Consider the following 11,572-nt stretch of genomic DNA (forward strand, 5'->3'; position numbering starts at 1 on the left):
TTCAGTTGCTGCTCTCCGAATTGGATTTGCTAACATGGCAATTTCCCTTCCTTATTGGGTTACAAATTTGTTCTGATCAGTTGGCCGTTGCTGCTCCTTGTTGCGCAGTGTTCTTGCCGCAAAGCCGCCAGCCATACAGGGCGCCGTTCTCAGTGTTTGCCGTGGCCGCGATGCATTAAGAAATGCATGCCCACGCAGACCAGCAAGAACAGCAACGGAGAACTGAGCAAAGGATAGAGTGTCTCGCGGTATTCCCAGCCCAGAACAGCGGCGCCCAACGCGATCGCAATGACAACCGGGAGCCAATTACGCTTGGCACCGTTGGCCGTCTGATCTTCGGTTTTGGGCGCTTCGGCCGTTACGTCAGAGCTGACCCTTTCGGTCGTCTCCTGTGTGGCGCGGGTTTCGTCGAAATTTGATTGGGTCATAGCTGATTTGTCTCCTTTTCGATGATCCATTGTTTGAGAAAGATGCGCTCATAGACGAAGACCAAGCCGATGCCAGCAACGGCATATACTACGATCATCGGGTCGGAGCGCAGCTTGAGTATTGTGAACGCGGTCAGGACTACGCAGTCCAGCGCCAGGGCGGTCAGCAAGACCCATCCACGGGCTTTGATCTGACCGCGCAAGCGTCGCCAGACACCCCAATGCACCGCCATGTCCATCACCAGGTAAAAGAACGCCCCCAACGAGGCGATGCGAGACAGGTCGAACAACACCGCAAGCAGGCCCGCAATCACGACCGTGTAGATCAGCGTGTGAGACTGGATGCTGCCCGTCATGCCGAAATGGCTGTGCGGGATCATCTTCATGTCGGTCAGCATCGCCAGCATCCGGGACACAGCGAAAACGCTGGCGATCAGCCCCGAGGCCGTCGCCACCATCGCCAGCGCCACGGTCAGGTAGAACCCGCCCTGCCCCAGCACCGGCCTGGCAGCCTCGGCCAGGGCATAGTCCTGCGCCGCGCGGATTTGCTCGGGCGGCAGGCTGACACCGACGGCAAGGGCGACCAGCAGGTAGACCACCGCGCAGATCGCGATCGAGATCATGATGGTGCGCCCGACATTGCGGTGCGGGTCGACGATCTCGGCCCCGCTGTTGGTGATGGTGGTAAAGCCCTTGAAGGCGAGGATCGACAGGGCTACCGAGGCGACGAACCCCAGCGGCGCGGCCGGTTCCGAGCCCTGAACCTGCCAGGTTCCGCCCGCAGCCCAAAGTGCGGCGATGCCGAATATTGCGATCCCGCCTATCTTGAGCGCCGACATGATGATCGACCACAACCCCACCGACCGGTTGCCCGACCGGTTCACCGCATAGGCAAAGACGATCAGCGCAACAGCGACCAAAGACACCAGCGGTCCGCTCTCGATGTTGAACGGGCGGAGCGCATAGGTCGCGAAAGTACGCGCGACGAGGCTTTCGTTGATCACCATCGACAGTGCCATCAGCAGCGAGGCCGCCGCCGCAACCGCCCCGGGCCCATATGCCTTGGTCAGGATCATGGCGATGCCGCCTGATGAGGGCCAGGCGTTGGACATGGCGATATAGGTATAGGCGCTGAAAACCGTCACCACGGCCCCGACCACGAAGGACAGCGGAAACCATGGCCCCGCCAGCCCGGCGATCTGTCCGGTAAGTGCAAAGATCCCAGCGCCAATCATCACGCCGGTCCCCATGGCGACGGCTCCGGTCAGCGAGATTGATCCGGGCTTCAGCGCGCCACTGGCGCCGTGGGTACTATGCTCGTGCGTGCTCAAATCTTCGCCCCCCGCAATCGCAGCGCATTCAACACCACTGAAATCGATGAAGCACTCATAGCGAAGGCCGCAAACATCGGGCTGATCAGGATGCCGAAAAGCGGGAACAGAAGACCCGCCGCCACCGGAACGCCCGAGGCGTTGTAGATCAGGGCAAAGAATAGGTTTTGCCGGATATTGCGCATGGTAGCGCGGGCCAGCCTACGGGCGCGCACGATGCCATCAAGGCTTCCGTTGACCAGCGTGAAGCCTGCACTTTCGATCGCCACGTCGGCACCGGTCCCCATGGCGATGCCCACATCGGACTGCGCTAACGCGGGTGCGTCGTTCACTCCGTCACCCGCCATGGCGACCTTTGCGCCTTTCTCCTGCAGTTCGCGAATTATGCGGGCCTTGTCCTCGGGCAGTACGTCGGCTCGAATCTCATCGATACCCAGACGTTCGGCCACCGCCTTTGCAGTGCGTTCGTTGTCGCCAGTCGCCATGATGATCCGGAAACCCAGTTCGTGCAGCGCCTTGAGTGCGGCTGGTGTTGTTTCCTTGACCGGGTCGGCGACGCAGACCAACCCCGCCACTGAACCATCAAGCATCACGAACATCACCGTTTCGCCGTCATCCCGACGCGCATTGGCCTTGGCCGTCAGTTCGGCCGCCTCGAGTCCGAGATCGGTGACCAGTTTCAGATTGCCGAGCGCGACGGGGCGGCCATCCACCGTGCCTTTCACGCCTTTACCAGTCACCGCCTCGAAGTCACTGGCGTCGGACAGGGCTACGCCACGTTCCTCGGCTCCTGTGACGATTGCCTCAGCTAACGGGTGCTCCGAGCCCTTCTCCAGCGTTGCGGCCAGCCGCAGCACCTCGACCTCGTCATGGCCAGGTTCGGGTAATACAGCCACAAGCTTTGGCTTGCCCATGGTCAGCGTGCCAGTTTTGTCGACGATCAAAGTATCGATCTTCTCGAACCGCTCCAGCGCTTCGGCATTTTTGATCAGCACTCCGGCCTGCGCCCCGCGCCCCGTGGCCGTCATGATCGACATCGGAGTGGCCAGGCCAAGCGCGCACGGGCAAGCTATGATCAGTACCGACACCGCTGCGATCAAGGCGTAGGAGAGCGCCGGAGCCGGTCCCCAAATTGCCCATGCAATAAAGGCCAGCGCAGCTATACTTATGACCGCCGGTACAAACCAGCCCGCCACTTTGTCAGCGTATTTCTGAATTGGTGCGCGCGAGCGTTGCGCGTTGGCCACCATTTCGACAATCTGGGACAGCATTGTGTCAGAGCCCACTCGGGTTGCTTCGATCACAAGGCTACCGGTGCCGTTGATTGTGGCCCCTGTGACCGGCTCGCCTTGTACCTTTTCGACCGGAACCGGTTCGCCAGAGATCATGCTTTCGTCAACAGATGAGCGCCCTTCGAGTACAATGCCGTCTACTGGCACCTTGTCGCCGGGGCGTACGCGAAGGCGGTCACCTACCTGTACTTCTTCAAGCGGAATTTCCTCTTCACTGCTGTCAGGGCGGATAATGCGGGCGGTCTTTGCGGCCATGTCCAGCAAAGCGCGGATTGCCTTTCCTGTGCCTTCGCGTGCCCGCAGTTCCATCACCTGCCCGAGCAGAACAAGTGTAACGATAACTGCGGCCGCTTCGAAATAGACCCCAACATGGCCTTCTGAATCTCGAAAACCGTCCGGAAATATGTGGGGCATCAATACGGCGACAACGCTGAACAGCCACGCGGCCGAAACCCCCATGGCAATCAACGAGAACATGTTCAGGTTCATGGTGCGAAACGAATTCCACCCTCGTTCCAGAAATGGCCAACCGCACCAAAGAACAACCGGAGTGCCAAGTATCAGTTCAATCCATAGGGTTGTTCGCTCACCAAAAATCTCTCGCACACCAGACAGCCCAACGTAGGGGCCCATCGTGAAAACCAAAAGTGGAAGCGTCAGAATCGCACCTACCCATAGGCGCCGGGTGAAATCCACCAGTTCCGGGTTCGGCCCCTCGTCCACCATCGCCGCGCTTTCCAGCTCCAACCCCATGCCGCAGAGTGGACAGGACCCGGGATGGGTTTGCCGCACCTGCGGATGCATCGGGCAGGTATATACGGGTCCGTCATAGCCTGTCGGAACGATGTCATATTCACCGTTCTCGTCCGTCGCGCCATGATGCGCGGAATGGTGGTGATGCGCATGCGCATCCACCTCGCCCTCGGGCACAAGGTGCATCCCGCATTTGGGACAGTCGCCGGGCCCAGATTGACGCACGTCAGAATGCATGGGGCAGACGTAAGCGACCTCGGTCGGGCCGTTCGCGTGGATTCTGATGTCGTGGTCTTCTGTCATGTTCTGCTCCCTGGTTTAAGCTTTGGTCGTAGAGCCGTTTAATTACGCAATGCCGGGCACAGTCCTTCAGGGCAGAACAACCATCTGGTGGCCCTCACCCAGTATCGGCATTTCGGTAATAGCCGTCAGGCTGACTTGATCGACGATCCAGACCTTCGGTTCGGTTCGGCTTGATACCATCACTTTGCCTGAGTTCGGTATGGTCGTCAGGTGATAAGGTGCCGGTGACAGGTTGGTCGAGCGCTGTTTGCCCGTAGCAAGATCAATCGACAACAACCGGTCGGTGCCTTTGGCGGCCACGAACAGTACGCCCTCGCGGTCGGACAGGCCGATCCCGTGCAACTCGCCTCCAATGTCATAGGTTTCGGTGACAGAACCGCTGGCAAGATCTACGCGGAAGGCCTTGCCACCATCACTGTCGGCTACGAAGGCGGCGCTGCCGGTGGCGTTAAGTACAAGATGCTCAGGGCCTTCGCCGACGGGCATGTTGCGTACGACGAAGCCTTTGACGACATCCACTTCGCTAAGTGTACCATTGCCGGTATTGGTGACATAGACCCTGTCGCCGTCAGGCGCGAATACCGCATAGTTGGGCATTGGCCCGGTTGCTACGAAACCAAGGAAGCTGAGCTTATCGAGATCGACGATCGAAATACCGTCACCGCCCGGATGGGTCGCCACCGCGAACCGCCCGTCGGGCGACACCGCAGTGTGATGCACCGCACCTGGAACCTCGATCTGGCGGACGACCTCGCGTGTTTCCGCATCAAGGATCGTCAGCAGGCTCCGCCCCTTGTCTTTGGGCAACGCAGTGACATCGCGCTTGGCGTGGTGCGCAGCGTGTTCATCCTTGGACATACCTTCGGGTTTTGGTGGCGTTGTGGCCTCGGTTTCTGCGTAGCTGCCCGCGACCAGGTACTTAAAGCCGGGCGCGCCGGCCAGCCCATGGACCGCCACGAGCCTCGGCAGCCGCTCGACGGTCTTGCCGGTTTCGGAGTCGATCACCAGAACCGAGTCCGCGCTGCCTTCGGGAATGAACACGGTTGCCGCCAGCGTGAGCGAAGGCGCAGTCAAAGCTGCGACGGACAGGCCTGCGGCCAGATTGAACAGGGTCATTTAGGTTTCCTTTCGTCAACTGAAACGCGCGCATTGGCGGGCACGTGCAGAAAAATCCGGTAGATGACGGCCATCAGGAAGGGCGTCAAAAGCAGGGTCAGAGCGATGGCCTTCATGGCTTTGTCCTTTCAATCAGTTGAGTTTTGTGCGAGCCGCAAAGACATTGAACAGTCCGCCGAACAGCAACGCGGCGTACCAGCCGTAGAGAAACGCCCATAACAGTCCCAACAGGAATGAGGGCAGGCTGAGCCAAGTCATTCCGGGCATCAGGCCGATCCAAGCCCGGTACATGGCAAAACTTGGAAAGATCAGGTCAAAGGCCACGCACAGCAGGTAGGTTGCGGCCAGAAACAGGCTGAGCGCCCAGCCAAGGGTTGTCACCGGAACACCGGGATGATGTTCTTGTGTCCCCATCACACAGGGGCCACAGGTCAGGCGCAACAGTGCGAATAGCACCACGCCCGTGACGAAAAAGTACAGAATGGTAAGCATGGTAAGTGTCCTGAACTGAGTTGGGCCGCAATCAACGGCTTGGGCAAGACCCCGGAGCGATTCCGGAGCCATTGCCGGTCACGTTCAGGACAGGTTTGGCGGATGTGGTAGTGGTGCGACCGGCAGGCTTGCGCGTGGCCGGAACCGTTCTGGCGCCACGGGCGTAGCAATACGCATCGAGAGCAATTCAGGTGCCGCCATAACTGCCATCGCATAGCAGCCCGGGTGCACTGAGCAGTCTAATTCTTCTGATGGATGAGACGCGGGATACCCACCGCTGTCATCGATCACAAGCTCGGCCTGGGTGGCGGCCTTCGCGATGTCATGCCCGGCATGGGACGGCACAACAGAGATCAGCATCGAAACCACCAACGCACAGATCAACAGGACCTGCAGCCGGCCCATGGCTCGGGCCGTCCGTGTCGCAGTTGATATCCATTGTGCGCGGATCACTTAGGGTTTCCTCCATTCTCCAACAGTTTAGGGCCGCTTGGACCGGTCGCATTGATCTGGCTCAATTCGTGGTCTGAAGAGCCAACAGGCATCTTGCGTTTCCAAGCCAACCAGATAAGTGGCGCCCCCGTCAACAGCCCAAGCCCGATAACCGCAAGGCTGGTGCCGCCTGTCGCGGTTTCGGTAATCTGGCTGCCCAGATGGGCCAGAACGAAACTGGCCGGCAGGAGTCCAGCCAAGGTGGCCAGTGCGAACCGCCAAAATTGAAGTCGGGTCAGACCGGCGGCATAGCTGACCATGTCGAAAGAAACGAAAGGCATCAGGCGGCTGGTGAACACGGTCAACATCAGGGCATTCTGCGATCCAAGCAACCCCAAGTCCAGCTTGTCGCCGAACCACTGGCGCAGCGCGTCGCGCCCCAACCAACGGGCTATCAGGAACGCCAGCAGCGCCCCCAACTCCGCTCCGATAGCAACCAATGCGGTTCCCAGCCCATGCCCATATGCCACCCCGGCAGCGACAGCGATCGGAGCGCTGGGGATTGGGCTGGCAACCACTGCGGCTGTCATGAAGCCGATGATGACAACGGGTCCGAACGGGCCGGCCCAATCCACCCACGCAGTAATGACTTCGCGCGATAGTCCTGCGTCCAACGCGCCAGACAGCCACAACCAGATGGTGGCGATCAGCAACGCGATCAAAACCGCGATGAAAACCAAACGGCTATTGCTGTGCAGGCCCTCCAGCTTTCGTTCCTCCTATGACATAGCCCTCCACCCCTAAACGGGAGTGACGGATTCCGAGGTCACTTAGCGATGTATTTGATCAGCGCTACGATCGCCAGAACGATCAACACTGCGATCAGCAACATCCAGATCATTCCAAACCCCATTCCAGCGCCATAGCCCATCATCGCTTTGTTCCTCAGTGGTTTGTGCCGAGTGCGATGACCCGGCTACACGGTTGCGTTTCAGTTGTTGGTTTCAGAAGCCTTTGTCACAGGTTTCGAGGCCTTCATGCCGTGTTTCGGCGACATCGTCTTTGCGCCTTTCTCGATTTCCCCTGTGGTCACAACGCCATCGCCATTGGCATCAAGATGCTGAAATCGGTCCACCATGGTTTCGCGGATCATCCCGGAATGCAGCGCTTCGAACTCATCAATCGACAGGTTGCCATCTCCATTGACGTCATGCGCCTGCATCCGGGCCTTCAGACCTTCGGCGATCTCAGATTCGCTCGGGCGACCGTCCTCGTCCATGTCCAGAACCGCCAGCCAGTTGCCGCCCATCATCTGGCCATGCATTTTCACCATCATTTGCATCATGCCTGCGTGATCGCCCATCATGCCGCCGGGCGCACCCTGCATCATGCCGCCCTCATGGCCCTGCATCTGCGCGCTGCTGCCATGCTGACCGGCGGCAAGCGCGGGCAGCGCCATCAAAGTCGCGGCAATGGCTCCAGCGGCCAGCGTGAAGGTACGTTTCATGACTTTCACCTCTCGGGTTTTTGTTTCTACACAAAGCATATGGCCGCCCTCGGTCGCGCCACCACCCCCCTGCTCAACCCGGTTTGTATCGTTGTGTCGCAGCCCGCCCAACTGATACAAAGGGATACAAAAAAGCCGGGATTTGTACCGCGCCGGGGCTTATGATTGCGCCATGACTGAAGCACCACATATCTTGATTGTCGACGACCACCGCGAAATCCGTGATGCTGTCAGCCGCTATCTGGAAAAGAATGGGTTGCGCGCCAGTACCGCGCGCGACGCAACCGAGATGGACGCACGACTGGCGGCCGGTCGGATTGATCTTATCGTACTCGACATCATGATGCCGGGCGAAAACGGATTGTCGGTCTGTCGCCGCCTGTCCGCGGCCGGTGGCCCGCCGATCCTGATGCTGACAGCCCTCAGCGATGACACCGACCGTATCGTGGGTTTAGAGATCGGCGCCGATGACTACCTGCCCAAACCATTCAACCCACGTGAATTGCTGGCCCGGATCAAGGCGATCCTGCGGCGTTCCGAAACCACCGTCCCCCCGGCTGGCGATCTGAGCGGCAAACGGATCGCCTTTGGAAGCTGGGTTCTGGATGCCGACAGTCGCACCTTGATATCCGCCGAAGGGGCCGAAGAAAGTCTGACCACCGCCGATGTCCGGCTGCTGGCCGTATTCCTGCAGCGGCCCCGCAAACTCCTGTCGCGAGACGAACTGCTGGATTTGACCGCCGGCCGCAGCCCGCACTTGTTCGACCGTACGATCGACAACCAGGTCAGCCGCTTGCGTCGCAAGATCGAAGCTGACCCAACGCGGCCGAAGCTCATCACCACGATAAGAGGTGGCGGTTATTGCCTGTCGACCGACGTGAGCGAGCTTACGGGATGAAAGCCTTTGCCCAAAGTCTGCGCGGTCAGCTTATCCTTTTGATCATCGCCGCGCTGGCTGCCGCGCAACTGGTCAGCCTGTGGCTGTTCGTCGACGAACGCTCAATGGCAGTGCACATGGCCCTTGGCCTGGAAACCGCCGGACGCGCCGCAAACATCGCGCGGCTGATTGAAGAAGCTCCACCCGAGATGCACGACGCGATCCTGCGGGCGGCAAGTTCTCCACTGGTGCGTTTCAGCCTTACAGATACGCCCGCAGTCGATCACACCGGACATAGCGCTGGTGGGACGGTCGAAAACACAATCCGCAGAATTCTGCCAGGCTATGAAAACCGTCCCATCCGGGTAGAGTTGCATGAGTTCTCTCCCGATATGCTGCCGGTTGAAGGTGTTCCGTCTACAATGGCTGAAATGCACATGGCAATGATGCGTGATCACGTTTCCGCAATTGAAATGCAGCTGTCGATCGCTCTGACGACCGATCAATGGCTCAACGTGGATACCCGGTTCCATAACCCTCCTCTGCAATGGCCTTTGCAGTCCTTCGTCAGCTTCGGTTTCACTGCAACTTTAATTCTTGGAGCAGCCATTTGGTTTCTACTGACACGGCTGACCGGCCCGTTGCGCCGCCTGTCACTGGCTGCAGACCAGTTTGGTCGCGGTGAAGACGTCCAGGAACTGACGGTTTCTGGTCCGACCGAGGTGCGAGATTTGACGCAGGCGTTCAACCATATGCGTGATAGGCTGACTCGCTATGTTGCCGATCGGACCAGACTATTGGGGGCGCTGGGTCACGATTTGCGGTCGCCACTGACGGGATTGCGGGTTCGCGCCGAACTGGTGGAGGAAGAGGAGACCCGTGACCATCTGATCGAGACCATCGAGGAAATGCAGGAGATGGTGGACTCCACCCTGTCATTTGCCAAGGGCGTGGCCACGCGCGAACCTTCCAGTACCGTCCCAATTGGTGAATTCGTAACCAAAACGACCGAAGACATTGTGCAAGCCGGTGACACGGTTGAAGTATCGGTCGCAGACAATCCGGCCGTCACGCTTCGGCCGATGCTGATGAAGCGAGCTCTGCGCAATATCATTGAAAACGCCTGCCGGTATGGTGCCCGGGCCAACGTCTCAGTCATGCAAGAGGGGAATGAGGCAAAAATATTGATCCAGGATCAGGGGCCCGGCATCCCCGAGCATATGCTCGATGCGGTATTCGACCCATTCGTGCGGCTTGAAACATCCCGCTCGCGAGAGACTGGCGGAACCGGCTTGGGGCTGTCGATCGCACGTACGATCATCCAGTCGCACGGTGGCACGATAGAATTGCTAAACGGGGAAACTGGCGGCTTGTGCGCTAAGGTGGTTCTGCCAGTTTTTGAGGGCCAAACGTAACTTGTGAACACAATCGGCATGCCCCGAAAGCTTATTGGAAGCGTACCGCTTTGGGCCAGTTTCAGGTGTGGGCTCAAACGCAGCGGCGGAGAACACTGAACTGGAAAGACTGACTTTCCCCCCAAGAGGTTTGGTGCAGGTGATGGCGATGCGCGACGAGTTCAAAGTGTTCCTCAAAAAGCACGGCGATATCGCTCGGACTATAGCGGGCGACAGGGAGACCACTGCAAGTCTCCGGCCCATCAAGTGCAAACGTAGCAATGATCACATGGCCGCCAATTTTTACCCCTTTCTTCACGCTTTCCAGATAGGCCGCGCGTTGCGATGTATCCACGAGAAAGTGAAAAACCGCCCTATCATGCCAGACGTCATATCTGCGATCGGGGACCCAAGAAGTTATATCTGCAGAAATCCAAGTGACTGTTTCAGCGGCGCGCCCCAACCTTTCCCGGGCCGTGTCCAACGCGACCTGCGATAGATCGAGAACTGTCACGTCATGGAGCCCCTTCGCAAGCAACGCTCCAGCAAGACGAGATGTACCTCCACCAATGTCGATGACGGATGAAGGCTTAGACACTCTGATCAACTCGATGAGTTCAAGCGATATCTCTGGATCATCCTCGTGCCAACTCAATTGGGTGTCAAACTTCTCGCCATAGACATCGTCCCAGTGCTCTCTTGTGTTAGCTGTCATGTCGTATCGTTTTCCCAAGTCGTCGCCCTGGAGATATCCTCATTTTGACCGCTCCGCGCTGCGTTTTCGACTGAAGCAAAAACCAACAAGGCAACGCCCCAGACAATTCGACGCTGGTCCGTTGAATGGCCGCGTGAAGTCATCTCGGCGACAATGTAGTACACACATTCCAATTGTGAAATGTTTTAGGTGGGATTTGCTTGTCGGTCAGATTTCCACTGGGCTGCGCAAGTAGCTCCAGAATTTTGCGCAGTTTAACTGCAGTGGCGCGGGCCGGAGATACCGAAGCGTTGGCAGTTTGTGTACTGCTTGCCTGGATTGCTCTGTTCAATCAGTATAGCCGGAAGATTTTCTGAGCTTTGGAGCTTCAATCAGTCAACGAATTGCTTAAAGCGCCTTTAACCGACAATGGACTGATAACTTATGAGCAGAGCCACAGATCGTTGAAATACGATTTGGTTCTTGAGTGGCTCCTACTCCATTTCTCTTAGTTCATAGAATTTCCTACAGTCGTTGAAACGGCGAACAATCACATCATTGGTGAATAGCTGCCGCATCAACAGACTCAGTTTTTCATGATCGCGCCGATCGCATACATACCATCATCGCTTTTGACCAACATCAGTGTGACTTCGTCACCTGCGCTGATCTCACCCATCATCTGGGCATTCTCAAGAAGCTGCAAATCCATCGTCATCGCGGGCCACCCGATCTCGGGGATCGGATCATGGCTGACGTTAGCGGTTTCGTCGCCAATTGAGTTCACCAAAGCCTTTGCGTGGACCGCACCTTCCATCTGTTCGGAAGACATGGGCATGTTGGAATGGTCCATGCCGTGGTTCGTTTGCGCGATGCCGGATGTTGTAGACACGGCCAATAGGGCCAAAATTGCAGTCAAAGTTTTCATCAGATGCTCCTGTTTCAAGGTTGTG

At 58.1% G+C, this 11,572-nt stretch carries 12 protein-coding genes; 2 read left to right on the forward strand and 10 right to left on the reverse strand.

Going from position 1 to position 11,572, the window contains the following annotated elements; genetic code table 11:
• Window positions 1–149: 149 nt before the first annotated feature.
• The 8 genes from ACR0K9_RS18140 to ACR0K9_RS18175 form a co-directional block, all read right to left on the reverse strand.
• The gene (locus ACR0K9_RS18140) at window positions 150–428 is read right to left on the reverse strand and encodes a DUF2933 domain-containing protein (RefSeq protein ID WP_170417934.1); all 279 of its coding nucleotides are present in this window, start codon (window positions 426–428) and stop codon (window positions 150–152) included.
• A complete protein-coding gene (locus ACR0K9_RS18145; RefSeq protein WP_255612171.1) occupies window positions 425–1,759 on the reverse strand; it encodes an APC family permease in 1,335 nt (444 codons plus the stop codon). Before ACR0K9_RS18145 ends, ACR0K9_RS18140 begins: the two co-directional genes overlap by 4 nt.
• Window positions 1,756–4,041, reverse strand: a complete 2,286-nt coding sequence (locus ACR0K9_RS18150; RefSeq protein ID WP_170418025.1) for a copper-transporting P-type ATPase — start codon at window positions 4,039–4,041, stop codon at window positions 1,756–1,758. Before ACR0K9_RS18150 ends, ACR0K9_RS18145 begins: the two co-directional genes overlap by 4 nt.
• A gap of 132 nt (window positions 4,042–4,173) precedes the next feature.
• Window positions 4,174–5,223 carry a YncE family protein gene (locus ACR0K9_RS18155; protein WP_170417931.1) on the reverse strand — a complete coding sequence of 350 codons (1,050 nt, stop codon included), beginning with the start codon at window positions 5,221–5,223 and terminating at the stop codon, window positions 4,174–4,176.
• A 132-nt stretch (window positions 5,224–5,355) separates the two neighbouring features.
• A complete protein-coding gene (locus ACR0K9_RS18160) occupies window positions 5,356–5,715 on the reverse strand; it encodes a hypothetical protein (RefSeq protein WP_152460765.1) in 360 nt (119 codons plus the stop codon).
• A gap of 84 nt (window positions 5,716–5,799) precedes the next feature.
• Window positions 5,800–6,168, reverse strand: a complete 369-nt coding sequence (locus ACR0K9_RS18165) for a hypothetical protein (RefSeq protein WP_157054266.1) — start codon at window positions 6,166–6,168, stop codon at window positions 5,800–5,802.
• Complete coding sequence (locus ACR0K9_RS18170; protein WP_331252139.1) at window positions 6,165–6,887, reverse strand: TVP38/TMEM64 family protein; 723 nt, start codon at window positions 6,885–6,887, stop codon at window positions 6,165–6,167. Before ACR0K9_RS18170 ends, ACR0K9_RS18165 begins: the two co-directional genes overlap by 4 nt.
• Before the next feature lie 251 nt (window positions 6,888–7,138).
• On the reverse strand, window positions 7,139–7,654 hold the full coding sequence (locus ACR0K9_RS18175) for an EF-hand domain-containing protein (RefSeq protein ID WP_170417928.1): 516 nt from the start codon (window positions 7,652–7,654) through the stop codon (window positions 7,139–7,141).
• 172 nt (window positions 7,655–7,826) lie between these two features.
• Between ACR0K9_RS18175 and ACR0K9_RS18180 the strand changes: the two genes are divergently transcribed.
• Complete coding sequence (locus tag ACR0K9_RS18180; protein ID WP_170417925.1) at window positions 7,827–8,552, forward strand: response regulator; 726 nt, start codon at window positions 7,827–7,829, stop codon at window positions 8,550–8,552.
• Between the two features lie 38 nt (window positions 8,553–8,590).
• Entirely contained in the window at window positions 8,591–9,946 is a 1,356-nt protein-coding gene (locus tag ACR0K9_RS18185; RefSeq protein ID WP_480825334.1) for an ATP-binding protein, read from the forward strand.
• Between the two features lie 73 nt (window positions 9,947–10,019).
• Here ACR0K9_RS18185 and ACR0K9_RS18190 read toward each other — a convergent pair whose 3' ends face one another.
• Both ACR0K9_RS18190 and ACR0K9_RS18195 read right to left on the reverse strand, forming a co-directional pair.
• Entirely contained in the window at window positions 10,020–10,640 is a 621-nt protein-coding gene (locus ACR0K9_RS18190; protein WP_170417923.1) for a class I SAM-dependent methyltransferase, read from the reverse strand.
• Window positions 10,641–11,205: 565 nt separating this feature from the next.
• Window positions 11,206–11,547, reverse strand: coding sequence for a copper-binding protein (locus ACR0K9_RS18195; RefSeq protein ID WP_170417920.1), 342 nt, complete (start codon window positions 11,545–11,547; stop codon window positions 11,206–11,208).
• Window positions 11,548–11,572 lie beyond the last annotated feature (25 nt).

It is taken from the genome of Ruegeria sp. L12 (assembly GCF_056531745.1).

Coding starts and splice junctions, on each gene's coding strand:
- ACR0K9_RS18190 (WP_170417923.1), bottom strand. CDS start 10,640: ATGACAGCTAACACAAGAGAGCACTGGGACGATGTCTATGGCGAGAAG.
- ACR0K9_RS18195 (WP_170417920.1), bottom strand. CDS start 11,547: ATGAAAACTTTGACTGCAATTTTGGCCCTATTGGCCGTGTCTACAACA.
- ACR0K9_RS18180 (WP_170417925.1), top strand. CDS start 7,827: ATGACTGAAGCACCACATATCTTGATTGTCGACGACCACCGCGAAATC.
- ACR0K9_RS18175 (WP_170417928.1), bottom strand. CDS start 7,654: ATGAAACGTACCTTCACGCTGGCCGCTGGAGCCATTGCCGCGACTTTG.
- ACR0K9_RS18140 (WP_170417934.1), bottom strand. CDS start 428: ATGACCCAATCAAATTTCGACGAAACCCGCGCCACACAGGAGACGACC.
- ACR0K9_RS18155 (WP_170417931.1), bottom strand. CDS start 5,223: ATGACCCTGTTCAATCTGGCCGCAGGCCTGTCCGTCGCAGCTTTGACT.
- ACR0K9_RS18150 (WP_170418025.1), bottom strand. CDS start 4,041: ATGCATTCTGACGTGCGTCAATCTGGGCCCGGCGACTGTCCCAAATGC.
- ACR0K9_RS18160 (WP_152460765.1), bottom strand. CDS start 5,715: ATGCTTACCATTCTGTACTTTTTCGTCACGGGCGTGGTGCTATTCGCA.